The sequence below is a fragment of the Dorea sp. AM58-8 genome (assembly GCF_003464045.1).
GTDB lineage: Bacteria > Bacillota > Clostridia > Lachnospirales > Lachnospiraceae > Claveliimonas > Claveliimonas ammoniilytica.
On record NZ_QSDM01000014.1, the window covers coordinates 22589 to 40074 of the forward strand.

Consider the following 17486-nt stretch of genomic DNA (forward strand, 5'->3'; position numbering starts at 1 on the left):
AATAAGAAGGAGGGGTATCAATGTGATAATCCCCTCTTTGCTTTATGCTTTCATTCATTTTTATCCTTTATAAATGCTATTTATGAAAGATTCGGTATCTGATTGATAATTGCTGTCATGTCCTCATATAAAAGAGGTTTGCTGTCTGCACCCATTACGATAGAAATATAATGTTTACCACTTTCATCCTGATCAAGAAGGATGAGACAGTTTCCGGCTTCTCCGGTATATCCAGTCTTACCGCCGATTACTTCTGCTCCATCCGGAAGTGCAGCTTCTCCTTTGGCATAATAGCTTGTTGGATACCAGGTTATCTGTCTGACAGTTCCATCTGTACCAGTAATATCAGCTGTATAGGAATCAGAACTTATAATATCCATAAATTCCTGATGCTTGATGCATTCATTAAAAATCAGATACATATCATACGCCGTTGTGTAGTGATTCTCGTCATGAAGACCGTTTGGGGTGACAAAATGCGTATTCGTTGCCCCAAGTTCTTCTGCTTTCTTATTCATGAGATTTACAAAATCTTCCACACTGCCATCACCTGCATATTCTGCAATTGCTACTGCATTGTCATTGCCTGAATGAAGCAGTAAGCCGTTAAGAAGAGCTTCCATAGATATCTGATCACCTTCCTGAAGTCCGCATACCTGCGCTTCTATGTCAAAGCTTGATGCAGCGGCATCCTGACTTACTGTAACAGTCTCGTCCATATCACAAAGTTCCATAGCGGTTAAAGCAGTCAGAATCTTTGTCGTGCTGGCAGGATATATTTTCTCATGAATATTATATGCATAATCAACAGTTTTATCATCGATATTAAAAAGTCCTGCTGCATGCAGAGATGAATCCCCGGTAAAGTCTTCTATCTCTACATCGTCTTTGCTGACACACAGGTCTTCTGCATATAAATGCCCTTCATAAAGATTATTATTATAATTTTCAGCTTCATATTTGGCAACTGTATTCTCAGATTGGCAGCCGGTTAAAAGTACGCAGCTGAATACCAGAACGGAAAATACGGAGATGCCTTTACCTGTACATTTCACGCCAGTCTAAATCTCCTCTATCTAATGCTAATACAATCAACTCTGCCGTAGCAAGGTTGGTGGCCATCGGGATATTATGCATATCACAAAGCCTGATAACGTCATTCACATCCGGTTCATGAGGCTTGGCATTTGTAGGATCTCTCAAAAAGATCAGCGCATCAATATCATTCTGAGCAATTTGTGCGCCAAGCTGCTGCTTTCCCCCTAATGGACCAGCAAGATACTTATGAACAGACAGGTTGGTTACCTCTTCGATCAGACGCCCTGTCGTCCCTGTTGCATATAAATTGTGTTTACTTAAAATACCGCGGTATGCGATACAAAAATTCTGCATCAGAGTTTTTTTCGAATCATGCGCAATTAAACCTATGTTCATTACATTCTACCTCTCTATTTGTATTTTTTAGGCTGCAAACCAATATTGAGTACCAGACCAATACCAAGATACAGACTTACCAGTGATGTCAGACCATAACTGACAAACGGAAGCGGAATACCTGTGTTTGGAAATATCTGAGTGGCTACTGCAACATTAATGAAGGTCTGAATCCCTATAAGCGAACCTACACCGCAACATATGACCTTACCTGCGGTATCCTGTGCATGTGTTCCAATCAGAATGCAGTCTATTACTATTAATAATAACAGAGCAATTATCAGACAGCAACCCACAAATCCTAATTCTTCGCCAACAATTGCAAAAATAAAGTCTGTTTGGGGTTCCAGAATAAAATTTCCGTTCTTTACAGATGTTGTTGTGTTATTATTAAGGCCCTTTCCGGTAAGCTGTCCGGAACCAATCGCCATAACGGAATTGTTTTGCTGATAAGCTTCGTCACTTGCGTATTTTTCCGGTTCCAACCAAGCAAGAATACGCTTCTGCTGATAATTATCCAGTAATTTCTGATTTGGCTGTACAACAATGCTTAAGAAAATGACAGCTACAGGTATGGTGATCAGAAGCACCGTTCCAATAAACCGATAACTTAATCCTCCTACATACATCAGAAAACAGAAAAGTGTTGCTGTACAGATTGTTGTAGAAAGATTAGGCTCTTTAAAGATTAATGCAAGCGGGATTGCAATTAAAATCACAGCTTTCAGTATCGTCTGTTTTTCACTCAGATCCTCTTCGTGTTTCATAATAAATTTAGCAAAAAATATGATCAGAAGGATCTTAGCAAGCTCTGATGGCTGAAAATTAGTAAAACCAAGATTGATCCATCTTCTTGCTCCGTTTACATAGACTCCAATTCCCGGAATCAGTACAATTGCAAGCATAAATACTGATATTCCATACAAGATCCAGTAGAAGTTCGTAATCCATACATAGTCTATCAAAGATACAATCGCCATGACAACCAGTCCGATTACCACACCAAGTATCTGTTTACTCTGATATGATTCATTAGCACTACCTACAACAAGTATGCCGATAATCGAAAGTACCAGAACCAATGCGATCAGTCCGAAACGATAATTCTTTAATTTGTATGGTTTCCTAAATTTAATTCGTCTCAATGTTGTTCTCCCATTAATTGAATGTGTATTTCTGAACGGGTTATATGTATCCGCATTTCATCTTCCGCAACAGCCATATATTTTGAAAGAGTTTTATAGAGTTCTTTGCAGATCATCTCATACTCTTCTGGCTTACAGTGAATTCGGTCTGAGACGACCAGTGCCTCCAGACGTTCTTTCGCAATTGGTACGGAAGTCTTTTTCATTATCAGGAACCTCCTAATTCTTACGGAATCTGCCAGCGAGTCTGCTCAGAAAACTCTGGGCATGGTTCAAATCCAGAAATTCTACTTCTTCCCCTACTATCCTGCGGCAGATATTACTGTAAGCAGTTCCTGCGGCCGAATGTATACTGATCACAGGAGTCCCTTGATTGGTTCCGATTACAACCTGCTCATCATCCGGAATTATCCCAAGAAGTGGAATGGATAAGATCTCGGTTACATCATCAACTGACATCATATCCCCTCGTTTCACCATATCAATCCGGATACGATTAATGATCAATTCATTCTTGCGAATACCATTCTTTTCCAGAAGTCCAATTATGCGATCCGCATCTCGGATAGCAGAGACTTCCGGTGTAGTCACTATGAAAGCTCGTTCTGCCCCTGCGATCGCATTCTGAAATCCCTGTTCGATACCAGCCGGGCAGTCTACTAAAATATAATCAAATTCTTCTTTTAACTCATCTGTAAGCTTACGGATCTGCCCCGGTGATACGGCACTTTTATCTTTAGTCTGGGCAGAAGGAAGCAGATAGAGATTCTCATAACGTCTGTCACGGATTAATGCCTGCTTCATTCGACATTTGCCCTCTATTACATCTACAAGATTATATACGATCAGATTCTCAAGCCCCATAACCACATCCAGATTACGAAGCCCCAGATCTGTATCGATAATAACCACTTTTTTATCTAACCTAGATAGTCCGGCACCGATATTTGCGTGGTAGTAGTCTTGCCTACGCCGCCTTTTCCTGATGTAACAACAATTACTTCACCCATAATAACCCTCCTGCTTTCTGTTAGCGAATCTGATTAATCACTGTGTGATGACACAGTTACTTCATTTGCAGTTCCGGTAATCAATTCATCCGGATCTGTAATTCCATAATAGTATTCCATAACACCATCGCCGACTTCAGCTGCAAAGGTCGAACTGTATCCGTTTGCAATACGGATTGCTAATGCCACAGGCGTTTTATCGCCAGTATTGCCGGATGTAAATCCCACAAATAATCCATGGTCCGGATGTGTGGTACTCTGCTGTGCAGTACCGGTTTTACCGGAAAGAGTAATATCACTGGATATGATCTTACCGAAAACGCCAGGATTGTTTGTGACAACCCCCTGCATTCCGGCATGTACCAGATCCCATGTATTCTTGGAGATTCCTTCAACAGTATTTTTTATCTTTGGTTCATTCTGCAGAATCACATCGCCGTCAATATCTTCTACCCGGTCAATGAGACTCAGATCGTATACCGTTCCTTCGTTGGCAACTGCCGTGATATAACGGGCAAGCTGGCTGGTTGTATAGTTATTTGTACCCTGTCCCATTGCAGAACGTACAGAGTCTTCATCTGAAATCTGTGGATCAGTCTCTGGAATCTCCAGACCTGATGTGCTGTCCAGACCAAACATAGTTGCATATTTCTTCAGTTTTTCTAATCCCTGCTCACTGGAATAGGTCTGTTTGATCACTTTGCCATCCTCATCATACTGCGGTTCAGCATTTGGATTGGCTAATCCCAGATTATAACCCAGATTACAGAAGAATACGTTACATGAATTAGTAAGTGCACCAACTACATCCAGCGTTCCATGTGCATTTGGATATACCCAGCATTTAACGTTAGGTTCTACATTATCATAGATACCATCACATGTCACATAGGTGTCGGCAGAAATAGCCCCCTCTGTGAGCCCTGTAATAGCTGCAAGCGGTTTGTAGGTGGAACCTGGTGCGGTCTTCTCCTGTGTAGCATTATTATAAAATGGACGTGACGAATCATTAATCAACTGGTTATAGTATTCGCTGTCCATAGAATTGGCCAGTCTGTTATTATCATATCCCGGATAAGATACACAGGCCAGTACCTTACCGTTATCCGGGTCGGTTACAACCATAGATCCGGTACATGGTTCCAGACCGAGTTGCCCGGGAGTAATATCCAGGGTCTGAAGCTTGCCACGGATAAAATCATAAGCACTTACAGAACCTGATGCCAGTGCTTCATACTGACTGCTGTCATATTCCAGTACACCCTGTTCATACAGGATCATGGCAATTTCCTGACCGGAAACAGTTCCGGCTTTGATCATGTAGCGATAAATAAGCTTATCAAAAGTCTTATCACTGGCAAGCCTGTCCTGAACATAATTAATGATTGCCTTGTAGATTTCTGATGCATCCGAATAAGCAGCAGCATTATCTACATACTTCTGTAATCCGGAAGTATCGATCCAATTCTGGGAAATTGCATAGTTCAGATACGTATAGACATTGATCTGCTCATCTTCTTTCCAGTTCTTATAAGTAGCATCACTTGTATCGATTGCATTCTGATCCAGTACACCATTCTGAGTAAGAATGTCATTGACAATATAAGACAGATAAGCCTGCTGTTCTCGTGGAAGATCTGTATAGAAAGCTGCATTAGCATCTTCCATAGTACTTTTAAGCTGATCTAATACCTGCTGCTTATAATCACTAAATGCTGATGCCACGCTTTGTTCTGCTTTTCCGGCATTTTTATCTGTGAAATGATCCATATCAATAATATCGTTAGCAATAAATTGATAATATATGTCACCACTGGCAACAATTACATCTGCAGCATCGGTACACTGGGAACGGTCATAATCCAGAACATCCGACATTTTGGCAAGCAGGATACCGGCAAGCTCCTGCTCCAGCATATCGTAAGCCGCTTTCTGCAAATCCGCATCAATGGTAAGATACAGGTCATTTCCTGCACTGGATTCCTTTACAGAGGTTGACTCGATCACCTTACCAACACTGTTAACGTATAGTTTCTTTTCTCCTTTTTCACCCTGCAGATACTGATCCATGATCTGTTCCAGGCCAGCTTTACCTACAGTATCCGTTAGAGAATATTTCTTCTGCTCCTTCTCACTGAGAGCGTCATATTCCTCCTGAGAAATCTGTCCGGTATAACCGATGATATTAGCAAAATATTTGCTGTCAGTATATCGTCTTAAAGAATCTTCTGCAATATCAACACCCGGAAGATCATCAATCGACTCCATGATAGCTGCAACTGTCTCGTCACTGACATCCTCTGCTACAGTAACAGGGATATATTTCTGGTAGCGGTTCAATCCGATCGCATAACGGATCGTTACCAATTTTAATACCTGTTCTTTATCCAGTTTTTTCTGGTTGATTCCGTATCCATAGGTCTTGTCTGTACAGAGATAATCAATAATATCTGCTGCTGATTGATTACGCTGTTCATCCGATAACTTATCAATCGTATCAAGTCCATAGACATCAGCAATAAAACGAAGCTTCAGCGTCTCATTATCCATGGTAAATGCATACTCATCATTATCGAGCATGATACTGAAGTCGTGAATTACCGAGTCACCGTTACTTTCTACGATTTTGATGATCTTCGTGATTTCTTTATTAAGTTCTTTGTTCTTGTCTGTGCTGTCACTGTAATTATCTTCAATGGTTACAGAATAAGCAAGTTCATTATAAGCAAGAAGCTTGCCATTCTTATCGTAGATATTACCGCGTGTTCCCTGCGTTACTCTCGTTTTTTGTATCTGCAGTTTATAATCATCCAGATATTGCTGCCCATTAACAATCTGCAGATTAAACAAACGCCCCACAAGAATTGACGACATGATACAGAATACAATGATAAGCACAAATACACGTGTTCTTAAAATTTCTTCTATGCCGGCTTTCAGCCGTTCCCAAATACTATACAAATCTGCTTGCACTCCTTTGTTCTTCCTTTTCGAGCTTGCGATTAATGTGAAGAATAATCTGATACAGTACGAGTGTTACCAGAATTGTGTATACAAGCTCAGGAAGCATGACATGTTCGAGAAACCAAATGAATTCAAATTCTCCCTTCAGCATGAACAGACATACATATACGACCATGGAATAAATCAGGTCACTGATGCCGATCATGGCAAGCGGAAGTTTGATGTCATCCTCATAAAACATTCTCTGAAAAGAACCATTCATATATCCGATCACGGTGTAGATCAGTGCATAAAAACCTATCAGACCTCCCCAGAAAATGTCTACCAGCAACCCACAGATGAATCCTACGCCCATTCCTTCTTTACGTCCCCGCATAAATCCTATAGATGCCGTAATAGCAATCAACAGGTTCGGGCGTATTCCGGAAAAGGTAAGCCTGCCAAAAATTGTAGACTGCAGAAGGAAAGCTGCTATTATGAAAATACATGTAATGATCTTTCTCTTCATAGTATTATTCCCCTTTGGAATCAGATGAGTTCTGTGTCAGATCCTCTTTTGTAGAAGTGATAACCAGAACTTCCTGAATATTAGAAAAATCCACTGCAGGAGTAATATATCCGGATCTGGTCAGGTTATTGGAATCCACCTCAATCTCACTGATATATCCTATAAAAAGTCCCTGCAGGTACTTGGAACTTATATGTGAAGTAACTACCTGTTCGCCCACTTCTATCTTATGATCGTTGTTTGGCAGCTTTTCAAATCGGATGCGACCATCACTCATAAGCTTCAGATCACCGCGTACCATACACAGATCCGAGGTAGAAAGTGTCATACCGCTGACATTACTTTCATCATCGATGATGGAACGAACCTGCGCATAGTCAGGTCCAACTTCTGTAACGATACCGGCAAGACCACTTCCGGCAAGTACATTCATATCAACTTTGATACCATCATTACTTCCTTTATCAATGGTAAATGTACTAAACCAGTTGGAACCGCTGCTTGCAATCACATGAGCACCTACTTTTTTGTAATCCGCATAATTCTGATCCAGTTTATACAGTTCCTGCAGACGTTCCAGCTCGTACTGTTCCTGACGAAGTCTGGTATTGTCAATGGTCATATCATCAAGCTTGGACTGAAGTTCTTCATTCTCCTTTTTCAGATCATCAAGAGTTTTAAAGTTATCTTTCATGTCGCCTGTCCAGCGTCCGATATATCCGATTCCTTTCTGCATAGGAATGATGGTATAATTGGCCACAAAACTAAGAGGACCTTTACCACCTGTGAGCTGCTCTGCACCCATCAATATCCCACAGACTACGATCAGAATCAGCAGTATATATTTACTTGGAATCCTGTTTTGATTCTTAATCTTCATATTATCTCATCCACCTATAATTATCTTCGATCATTGAATAAGCAAGTTTTTTCAGATCCTTTGAACCTATGATATTCTTAAGTCCTGTCACAGCACAGATATCAGGATCGATTGCTGTATGTGTTCGTATACCGGTCATTTCCTCCAGATATAATTCTAATCCCGGCAAATTAGCAACGCCTCCTGTCAGAAATATACCACTTCTGCGAATAGATTTACGAATCTCCGGAGGAGTACGGTCCATCAAAGCCATGATTGCCTGTACACACTGTTCCAAAGGTTCTTTTACTGCTGCGCGCACCAGATTAATAGAAATCTCACGTCGCTGCGGAATACCTGTGATCAGATCTCTTCCAGCAGCAGTCATAACTGCATTATCATCATCGCTGAATACACCAAAATTTCGGCGAAGCGTTTCCGCTGTCTGATGACCGATCAGAAAATCGTGGTTATATCGCACTAGCTGTGCAACAGCCTGATCCAGATCACTGCCGCCTACCTTGAGCAGCTGATTCAGCACGAGACCTCCACCTGCTATAATAGAAAGTTCTGTTGTAGCACCACCAAAATTCACAATAAAAAGACCTTTTGTATTCTCTACATCAAGATTCAGTCCGATTGCATCCGCAATACCTCTTTCTACTATATTAACTTCTCTTGCCCGGGCTGTCGAATGAACCACAAGATCAAAGAATGCTTTTTTTTCTACTTCTGTTACATCCGTTGGAACCGCAATAACATATGCAGAACCTCTGGCAAAATGCCGTTCTTTTTTCAAAAGATTCTGAAGAAGATACTGCATATCGTTGAATCTGGATATAACGCCATTCTCCATTGGAAACTGTACCTGAATATCCGGCGGTGTTTTTTCATACATCTCGTATGCCTGATCACCGACAGCAAATATCTCTCGATCCTCTTTGATGGCAATTACATTCTTCTCTTTCCAGATCGTATCTGATTTTTTATCATAAACTTTGATCTCATAAGACCCGAGATCAAGACCGTAAACATTTTTAGCCATTGTCACTGTCCTTTCACACGAAGCAGTTCCTGCTCTGAAAAACTGATATAACAGTTATCTCCCATAACAATGTGATCCAGTAATTCTATACCGATCAGTTCACCTGCCTGACGGATTCGCTCAGTCAGCAGCATATCTTCTCTGCTAGGTGTCGGATCACCACTGGGATGATTATGCAGTAATATAATGGAAACTGCATTCTTTTGTAAAGCTTCTATAAATAACTCTCTCGGCGTGATCAGTGCAGCGTTCACTGTACCTTTGGAAATATCTGTCTCGCCGATTAGTCGGGATTTCGAATTTAACATCAGGAGTTTCATAATCTCCTGCTTTTCATGTCTCATATCCTCCATATAATATCTGGCAATGGAAGATGGACACGTAAACTGCAGCATCTCACATGCCTCTGCCTTAGCAAGGCGTTTGGCAAGTTCTGAGATACAAAGAATCTGTATGGACTTGACTCTGCCGATTCCACGGATCTTTTTCAGACGTTCTTTGCTGAACCGGTGAATGCCAAGCAAACCATCCTCTCCGGCATAATACAGAATCCGCCTGGACAGATCCAGTGCATTTTCACCGTGACTGCCGGTACGCAGAAGCACAGCTAAAAGCTCTGTGTCAGTCAGATGCGATGCTCCAAACTGTTCACATTTCTCGTAGGGACGTTCAGATTCTGATAGTGATTTCATGGTATTTGTAAGACTCATTTCTTTTGTAGATCTCTAATGACTCTCCCCGGAAGACATCCCCCTTTACATGAAACGGTAAATGATGATTGCAAGAACAATACCGATAATGCTCGAAATCGTAATCTTTATCGTAAGACCAAAGGTGATTATCAGAATACCCAGATCAAGTATGATCGGCTTTTCAACTCCAAAGGTCTGTCCATAGGCAAGCCAGCCAACAGCTGATGAGCCTTCTGCCAGCATACCAATAAAGCCGCCAAGCACAAGTCCCGCCAGAATAAGCAAAAACAAAGCCCAGGAATTCTTACTTCCTGCTCCTCTCATATATACTCCTCCTCGTATCGTTTTCCTAAAAAACTCAATATATTTTAACACATTTCAAAAATAGTGTATAGACTAATCCATCTAAAAATTTTCTTAATCATGTTGCTGTCTGTCGAATGGCTGATATTTTTGAACGATCTTTTCAGCAACTTTAATGCCATCCATTGCAGCTGAAGTAATGCCTCCTGCATAGCCTGCACCCTCTCCGCAAGGATAAAGTCCGCGGATCTCGCTTTGCAGAGACTGGTCTCTCAATATACGTACCGGTGATGAAGTACGACTCTCTACACCCGATACAATGGCATCCTTTCTCGCATATCCCGGAATCTTACGATCAAACTTGTGAATAGTCTCTTCCAGATCATGACTGATAAATTCAGGGAAAATATTTCGTACATTTGCAAGTTCATACAGCCCACGCATCTGCGGTTTCACTTCACCAAAGGCAGTCGATGTTTCATTCTTACAGAAATCTGCAAACTGCTGTACCGGAATCTTTCCGCCAGCTGCTTCGTAGGCGCGGTGTTCCAGGTTTCTCTGAAATTCCACACCGGCAAGCACATCTTCTCCCGGAAAATCTTCCGGACGCACTGTGATGATCACAGCACTGTTGGCATTTTCACCTGAACGGTCATGATAACTCATACCGTTGACTGCGAGCATCTCTTTTTCTGAAGATGCATTCACTACGTAACCACCTGGACACATACAGAAAGTATAACCACTTCTTCCCGATTCTAACTGTGCGGTGAGTTTGTAATCAGCTGCCGGCAGATGATTTCCCCTTTTCTGACCGTACTGCGCCAGGTCGATCATTTCCTGCGGATGTTCCATACGAATGCCGACTGCAAAGGCCTTGGCTTCCATAGGAACCTGTTTGTCATTCAGTACCTGAAAAGTATCTCTGGCGCTGTGACCAATTGCGAGTACAATAGTTTCTGCATCCAGTCTGTATTCTTTTCTGTCACGGGTATCGGTTACCGTCAGTCCGGTAATTTTTCCGTTTTCAAATGTAAAATCGGTTACCTGACTGTAAAAATGTACGTTGCCTCCATTCGCCAGAATCTTTTTACGCATGTTTCTTACCACTTTCGCAAGTACATCGGTACCGATATGTGGTTTATTCCTATACAAGATTTCTTCCGATGCACCATTTGCCACAAAGATTTCCAGTACTTTGTGGTTGCGTCCCATCGGATCTTTGACCAGCGTATTTAGTTTTCCATCCGAAAATGTACCTGCACCGCCTTCTCCAAACTGTACGTTGGATCTGGTATCCAGTTCACCTGTTTCCCAGAAGTGTTCAACATCCTGACACCTGGTATCTACATCAGCACCTCGCTCCAGAAGTATCGGCCGATAACCTAATTCTGCAAGCATATATGTACAAAACATGCCCGCAGGACCGCACCCGATCACGACCGGACGATGGATCAGTGGTTCTGTACCTTTCTGCGGATAGCTGTATTCTTTCCATTCAGCCTTGCAAACATCTTTATTCTTGTTTTTTTGAAGGATGGAAGCCTCTCCGGAGACTTCAACATCTACCGTATAAGTATAGAAGAGATCTGGTTTTTTCCTGGCATCCAGTGATTGTTTGCGGATAATATAGGAAACACACTGCCCGGGTTTCAGGTGCAGTGTGTGCTGAATTTTCTTCTTCAGATCTTCTTCTGTATGGTCAATCTTCAATTTTAATTGTCTGATTCGAATCATAATTACTCCTCTTCTGCTGCAGAGGTTCCTGCAAGCGTACCGGTGGCCCATGCAAAATGCAGATTATAACCACCACAGATTCCATCAATATCTAATAATTCACCTGTCAGATAAAGACCTTTTACAAGTTTCGATTCCATAGTGTGCGAATCAACTTCTGTAGTCCTTACCCCACCGGCACAAATCTGCGCCTTTTCAAATCCGTTTGTTTCTGTTACATTTACACGGAATCCTTTGCAAATTTTAATCATCTGATTCCATTTATCTTCTGGAACTTTTACCGCCCATAGCTTTTTATCAATGCCACAGAGATTAAGCAAAACAGGAATCAGTTTCGCCGGTAATATGGAATTAAAGCATTCTTCAGCCGTACGGTGGGCGTACTGTTCTTTCCGTCTGGTCATTTCTGCCGCAAAATCGTCATTACTCATAGAAGGCACCAGATCCAACAGAACTGAGACTTTCTTTTTTTGTAACAATGCTTTGGATGCATAACGACTGACCTGAAATACCGGAATGCCTGAAATGCCATAGTCTGTAAATTGTAATTCACCTGTATCCTGATCAATTAACCTTCCATCAATATATAACTGCACGGTGGCTCCAGTTCGGATTCCGGCCAGTTTCTTAAAATATTTTTCATCGGAACGAAGCGCCATGAGTGCGGGTACCACTGAAGAAATATTGTGTCCCAACATTTTTGCAAGTGTATATCCACTTCCGTCGCTTCCGGATATCTGAGACGCTTTGCTGCCGCAGGCAAGGATTACACGATCCGCAGTATATATATTTTTATTTTCTTTGCAGTGTATCTGAAAATGCTGCTTTTTCTTTATCTGATCTACTGACACGCTATTAATTATTTTTACGCCTGCCTGTTTCGCTTCCAGTTCCAGTGCGTCCCGTACGCAGATGCCTGATCATTAAGTGGATACACATAGTCACCGCGGCATTTTGTAATTATTCCAAGACTTTTAAACAAGGCGAGTGCATCGTCGATCTGAAACCTGGACAGTACAGGTCTGATAAAAGTCTGATCATCCCCTCGGTAACATTTTTCTGTAATTTGAAGATTAGTCAGATTGCATCTTCCGTTTCCGGTAGACAGTATTTTTTTGCCGGGACGGTCATTCTGTTCTAATACAGTAACTTCAGCCCCATTTCTCGCAGCAGTGATCGAGGCAGTCATACCCGATGCACCACCGCCGATTACAATAATTCTCTGCATAGAACCGCTCCTCCCTTTGCAGTACCAATATTATAAAGATACAATGCCATCTCTTACCAGATATTCCAGCGACATGAGGATACCAAGCTTAGCGTGTGGCCAGGTAAGTCCTCCCTGAAAATATACGGCATATGGCGGTTTGATCGGACCATCCGCTGAGAGTTCAATGGATGATCCCTGTACAAATGCGCCTGCCGCCATAATTACATCACTGTCATATCCGGGCATCGCCCAAGGTTCCGGTGTTACATGTGAATCAACCGGTGCAGCTGCCTGAATACCTTTGCAAAATGCAATGACACCTTCCGATTTGCCAAATTCCACTGCCTGAATAATATCATGTCTGCTCTCAGAACCGTTCGGAATTACATGGTATCCAAGCTTCTCGTAAATATTGGCAGCGAAAATGGCTCCTTTTAATGCACTTGCAGTGACGGTCGGTGCCAGGAAGAAGCCCTGATAAAAGTCTTTCATGACGCCAAGAGAGGCACCAACTTCACGTCCGAGTCCCGGAGAAGTCAGGCGATAACCGCAGTTCTCGATCAGATCTTCACGACCGGCAATATATCCGCCGATCGGAGCCAGACCGCCTCCCGGATTCTTGATCAGAGAGCCAACTACCATATCTGCTCCTACATCACTTGGTTCAATCGTTCTACGAACTCTCCATAACAATTATCTACCATACAGATCACATCCGGTTTAATCTTTTTCACAAATGCGATCACTTCACCAATCTGTTCAACTGAAAAACTTGGTCTGGTCTGATAACCTTTTGAACGCTGAATGGTAACAATCTTTGTATTATCATGGATTGCTTTTGGGATATTTTCAAAATCAAAACTTCCGTCTTCCAAAAGATCAACCTGAGAATAGCTGACACCGTACTCTGCAAGAGAACCTTTTGATGGTCGGATACCGATTACTTCTTCCAGTGTATCGTATGGCTTGCCGGCCACGGATACCAATTCATCCCCCGGACGGAGATTGGCTGACAGAGCCAACGCCAGTGCATGCGTTCCGCAGGTGATCTGTGGACGAACCAGCGCACTTTCCGTATGGAAAACATCGGCATAAACTTTTTCCAGTTTATCACGTCCCAGATCATCATATCCATAACCGCTTGCATATTCAAAGCAGGCTGCGCTGACATGATTTTTCTGCATAGCGTGAACGACTTTTAACTGGTTGTATTCTGCAATCTCATCAATTGTATCAAATCTTTCTTTTAATGTTGCTTCTATTTCTTTACCGAGATTGACAACAGAGTTTCGAATTCCCATTTCCCGGTACATTTCCGTAATAACTGACATATATATCTTCTCCTTCGTTATATCTTCTATAATTTATGATGCCAGGGTCAAAAGGTCTAAATCCACATGAGCTCGCTCATAAGTGGATGAAAGACCTTGGGACCCGCCCCAATATGAGCCTAAAAGTGGGATGCTAATCCCACGATATGCGAATAATTGGGAGGATTGTGGGAGTGCATAGCACGGAACAATCCGCAGGCATCATAGTTGGGGGCTTTTGACCCCAACATCATAATTTATCCGCGTATTTTTCCAAATGCCGGATCATCAGCCAATTCTGCCATCATAGAATTCAGAATCTTTTTTTCATCATAACCATATTCATCCTTATTTACCCAGATCACATCCCGCTCTCGTTTGAACCATGTGATCTGTCTTTTGGCAAAATGTCTGGTGTCACGTTTGATCTCATAAACTGCTTCATCCAATGATATTTCACCATCCAGATAACTCAGGATTTCTTTATATCCCAGTCCCTGCATAGACACCATTCCCCGATGATATCCCATTTCTTTTAACCGCTTAACCTCCTGAAGCAGCCCTTCTTCCATCATCTGGTCTACGCGCAGATCTATTCTCCGGTACAGATGATCCCGTTTGTCATTCAAAACGAAGTATCGATAATCATATGGAGATTCTTTTTCCCGTTCTCTGGCATTGTGTACGGATATCTTTTCACCTGTCAAATGGTAATATTCCAGTGCGCGAATCACTCTCTTAACATTATTCGCATGAATACTGTCCGCAGATTCCGGATCAATGGCACGCAGTTTTTCGTGCAATGCGTTGACACCGTGTTCGTCAGCATAGCATTCCAATTCGCTGCGATAGGAAGCATCGCTGTCGCTTTCCGTAAAATCAATATCATACAAAAGTGCCTGAATGTAGAATCCGGTGCCGCCTACGACGATTGGAATATGATTGTTTGCATAGATCTTTTCCATGGCTTCTTTTGCCATTTCCTGAAACCGGACAACATGAAATTCTTCTTCGGGCTTCAATACATCTACCAGATAATGAGGCACGCCATCCATTTCGTCTCTCCGGATCTTGGCAGATCCGATGTCCATATATTGATATACCTGCATTGAGTCGGCAGAAATGATCTCTCCGCCAATTGCTTTCGCAAGCTGGATAGACAAAGCCGTTTTCCCTACGGCCGTAGGTCCGGTCAATATAATAAGTGGTCTTTTCATAGGAATGCTCCTTTATTGTTATACAATACGCTTAAATTTCTTTTCAATCTCCCGCTTTGACATGGAGATAATGGTCGCGCCCATGAGGACAATGATACGGATTATCTAATGCAAGCAACTCGCCGATCAATGCGTCAGCTTCTGCGTAAGAAAGCTTCATATTTCCTTTAACGGCAGCCTTACATGACATGGATGCTATCTTTTCATCTACAACATCCGGCGTCAGACCAGTATAAATCTCATCTGACAGACTGTCAATCATTTCCATCAGAAGATCCTTCTTAGCTATGCTGAAAAGATTGTCCGGCACTGCGCACACTGCATAGGAATCCGGACCAAAGTTTTCAAATTCAAACCCAATTCGAGTGAACTGATCCATATATTTTTCCAAAAGCTGTGCTTCACCCATAGACAGATTTAACACAATTGGCGGACTGATATTCTGGGAAGTATAATCACGGCTTTTCATTCCTTGAAGTGTCTTTTCATATAATACACGCTCATGCGCTGCATGTTGATCAATGATATACAGACTGTTTTGGAATTCAATCAGCCAGTATGTTTCAAAAAGCTGACCTATAATCCGATGTTCTTTTACAGATTGCTTATCCAAAAGTTTCTCTTCAAACAGGTTTAACTGTTTTGGCTTTTCAGGCACGGTATCCTGCGCTGGCGTACTGCGATAAGGCACAGTTTCTTCTTTTATAACATTCGACTTTGTGATTTCATGTACAGGAACATTTTTTTCAGCTTCTTCCTCCTGATGGCGGGACATTACCCGTTCGCGCATCTGTTTCATGAAGTAATCCAAGTCTTTTTTACCTGTTTTGCCTGTATTTTTACAGAGCGTGCTCTGTTTTTCTTGACTTTTATTTTTAAAAATACCGACCGTGCTCTGTTTTTCTTGGAGCGTGCTCTGGTTTTTTGATTTTACGTTATCGATATTACAGAGCGAACTCTGTTTTTCTTCTGCTTTTTTGTTCTTTTCCTTTGATGCTGTGCTTGAGAAGCTTATCTCTGCCGATTGTGGCGGTTCAGGCACTTCCACATGAGGTATCAACTCTTCGTGGTGCAGACTTCTGCCGATTGCTTCACAGAGAAAATTATAAACTTCCTGCTGATTGCCAAAGCGTACTTCCATTTTAGTTGGATGTACATTCACATCCAACAGATCTCCTTTGACTTCTAGATGCAGAACAGTAAATGGATACTTATGCTGCATCGTAAAATCCTTATAGGCATCTTCGATTGCTTTTGAGATCATCTGGCTTTTTACATACCTGCCATTAATATAATAATTTTCAAAGTTACGATTACCTCTGGATACAATTGGTTCTCCGATATAGCCGGTCAGTTTCAGATGTTCATTTTCAGCTTTCACTTCCAGAAGATGAGATGCAATATCTCTTCCATAGATATGGTAGATTACATCTTTAAGATTACCATTGCCGGAAGTATGAATCTTTGACTGTCCGTTATTAATAAACTGAAAAGATATCTCTGGATGCGAAAGGGCAAGTCTGGTTACCAGATCAGCAACATGACTTGCTTCTGTCATCGGCGTTTTTAAGAATTTACGTCGTGCCGGAGTATTATAAAAGAGTTGGCGGACCAGAAATGTAGTGCCATCAGGTGCACCCGTTTCTTCTATAGATATTTCTTTTCCGCCCTCAATTCGGTAAGTAATTCCAAAGTCATTCTCTCTGGTTTTGGTGATCAGTTCTACTCTGGACACAGCAGCGATACTTGACAGTGCTTCGCCACGGAATCCTAATGTGTGAATATCCATCAGATCGTCTACGGAACGGATTTTGCTGGTAGAATGACGCAAGAATGCATTCGATACATCTTCTTTTGCAATACCACATCCATTATCTGTAATGCGTATAAATGAGATTCCACCCTCTTTTATTTCTATTACGATTGCACCGGCACCGGCATCGATAGCATTTTCTGCCAGCTCTTTTACAATAGAGGCTGGTCGTTCAATGACTTCGCCGGCCGCAATCTTATCAATTGTAATCTGGTCTAATACCTGTATTTTACTCATGC

General features: G+C 41.9%; 12 protein-coding genes and 4 pseudogenes. All 16 read right to left on the minus strand.

Going from position 1 to position 17486, the window contains the following annotated elements; translation table 11 throughout:
* Window positions 1–80 precede the first annotated feature (80 nt).
* The gene (locus tag DXA18_RS10785) at window positions 81–1055 is read right to left on the minus strand and encodes a D-alanyl-D-alanine carboxypeptidase family protein (RefSeq protein WP_243007104.1); all 975 of its coding nucleotides are present in this window, start codon (window positions 1053–1055) and stop codon (window positions 81–83) included.
* Entirely contained in the window at window positions 1039–1434 is a 396-nt protein-coding gene (mgsA, locus tag DXA18_RS10790; RefSeq protein ID WP_118383878.1) for a methylglyoxal synthase, read from the minus strand. Before mgsA ends, DXA18_RS10785 begins: the two co-directional genes overlap by 17 nt.
* 14 nt (window positions 1435–1448) lie before the next feature.
* Window positions 1449–2579 carry an FtsW/RodA/SpoVE family cell cycle protein gene (locus tag DXA18_RS10795; protein ID WP_118383879.1) on the minus strand — a complete coding sequence of 377 codons (1131 nt, stop codon included), beginning with the start codon at window positions 2577–2579 and terminating at the stop codon, window positions 1449–1451.
* Window positions 2576–2785: a cell division topological specificity factor MinE gene (locus DXA18_RS10800; protein WP_243007105.1), complete on the minus strand. Its 210-nt coding sequence runs from the start codon at window positions 2783–2785 to the stop codon at window positions 2576–2578. The genes DXA18_RS10795 and DXA18_RS10800 overlap by 4 nt, the downstream gene beginning before the upstream one ends.
* 13 nt (window positions 2786–2798) lie before the next feature.
* Window positions 2799–3589 (minus strand): annotated as a pseudogene (gene minD, locus DXA18_RS10805) (septum site-determining protein MinD).
* Window positions 3590–3622: 33 nt separating this feature from the next.
* A complete protein-coding gene (locus tag DXA18_RS10810) occupies window positions 3623–6541 on the minus strand; it encodes a penicillin-binding transpeptidase domain-containing protein (RefSeq protein WP_118383929.1) in 2919 nt (972 codons plus the stop codon).
* A 1-nt stretch (window position 6542) separates the two neighbouring features.
* Window positions 6543–7061 carry a rod shape-determining protein MreD gene (gene mreD, locus DXA18_RS10815; RefSeq protein ID WP_118383881.1) on the minus strand — a complete coding sequence of 173 codons (519 nt, stop codon included), beginning with the start codon at window positions 7059–7061 and terminating at the stop codon, window positions 6543–6545.
* A gap of 4 nt (window positions 7062–7065) precedes the next feature.
* A complete protein-coding gene (gene mreC / locus DXA18_RS10820; protein WP_118383882.1) occupies window positions 7066–7941 on the minus strand; it encodes a rod shape-determining protein MreC in 876 nt (291 codons plus the stop codon).
* A gap of 1 nt (window position 7942) precedes the next feature.
* Entirely contained in the window at window positions 7943–8965 is a 1023-nt protein-coding gene (locus tag DXA18_RS10825) for a rod shape-determining protein (protein ID WP_118383883.1), read from the minus strand.
* A gap of 2 nt (window positions 8966–8967) precedes the next feature.
* On the minus strand, window positions 8968–9675 hold the full coding sequence (gene radC, locus DXA18_RS10830; protein WP_118383884.1) for a RadC family protein: 708 nt from the start codon (window positions 9673–9675) through the stop codon (window positions 8968–8970).
* Window positions 9676–9720: 45 nt separating this feature from the next.
* Window positions 9721–9981: a DUF4321 domain-containing protein gene (locus tag DXA18_RS10835; protein ID WP_118383885.1), complete on the minus strand. Its 261-nt coding sequence runs from the start codon at window positions 9979–9981 to the stop codon at window positions 9721–9723.
* 93 nt (window positions 9982–10074) lie between these two features.
* Window positions 10075–11697 carry an NAD(P)/FAD-dependent oxidoreductase gene (locus DXA18_RS10840; protein WP_118383886.1) on the minus strand — a complete coding sequence of 541 codons (1623 nt, stop codon included), beginning with the start codon at window positions 11695–11697 and terminating at the stop codon, window positions 10075–10077.
* Between the two features lie 2 nt (window positions 11698–11699).
* A pseudogene (locus DXA18_RS10845) lies at window positions 11700–12925 on the minus strand (NAD(P)/FAD-dependent oxidoreductase).
* 30 nt (window positions 12926–12955) lie between these two features.
* A pseudogene (locus tag DXA18_RS17460) lies at window positions 12956–14238 on the minus strand (methionine gamma-lyase family protein).
* A gap of 236 nt (window positions 14239–14474) precedes the next feature.
* Entirely contained in the window at window positions 14475–15434 is a 960-nt protein-coding gene (gene miaA / locus DXA18_RS10860; protein WP_118383889.1) for a tRNA (adenosine(37)-N6)-dimethylallyltransferase MiaA, read from the minus strand.
* Between the two features lie 18 nt (window positions 15435–15452).
* Window positions 15453–17484, minus strand: a pseudogene (mutL, locus tag DXA18_RS10865) (DNA mismatch repair endonuclease MutL).
* Between the last annotated feature and the right edge of the window lie 2 nt (window positions 17485–17486).

Coding starts and splice junctions, on each gene's coding strand:
- mgsA (WP_118383878.1), bottom strand. CDS start 1,434: ATGAACATAGGTTTAATTGCGCATGATTCGAAAAAAACTCTGATGCAG.
- DXA18_RS10800 (WP_243007105.1), bottom strand. CDS start 2,785: ATGAAAAAGACTTCCGTACCAATTGCGAAAGAACGTCTGGAGGCACTG.
- mreD (WP_118383881.1), bottom strand. CDS start 7,061: ATGAAGAGAAAGATCATTACATGTATTTTCATAATAGCAGCTTTCCTT.
- mreC (WP_118383882.1), bottom strand. CDS start 7,941: ATGAAGATTAAGAATCAAAACAGGATTCCAAGTAAATATATACTGCTG.
- DXA18_RS10825 (WP_118383883.1), bottom strand. CDS start 8,965: ATGGCTAAAAATGTTTACGGTCTTGATCTCGGGTCTTATGAGATCAAA.
- radC (WP_118383884.1), bottom strand. CDS start 9,675: ATGAGTCTTACAAATACCATGAAATCACTATCAGAATCTGAACGTCCC.
- DXA18_RS10835 (WP_118383885.1), bottom strand. CDS start 9,981: ATGAGAGGAGCAGGAAGTAAGAATTCCTGGGCTTTGTTTTTGCTTATT.
- DXA18_RS10840 (WP_118383886.1), bottom strand. CDS start 11,697: ATGATTCGAATCAGACAATTAAAATTGAAGATTGACCATACAGAAGAA.
- miaA (WP_118383889.1), bottom strand. CDS start 15,434: ATGAAAAGACCACTTATTATATTGACCGGACCTACGGCCGTAGGGAAA.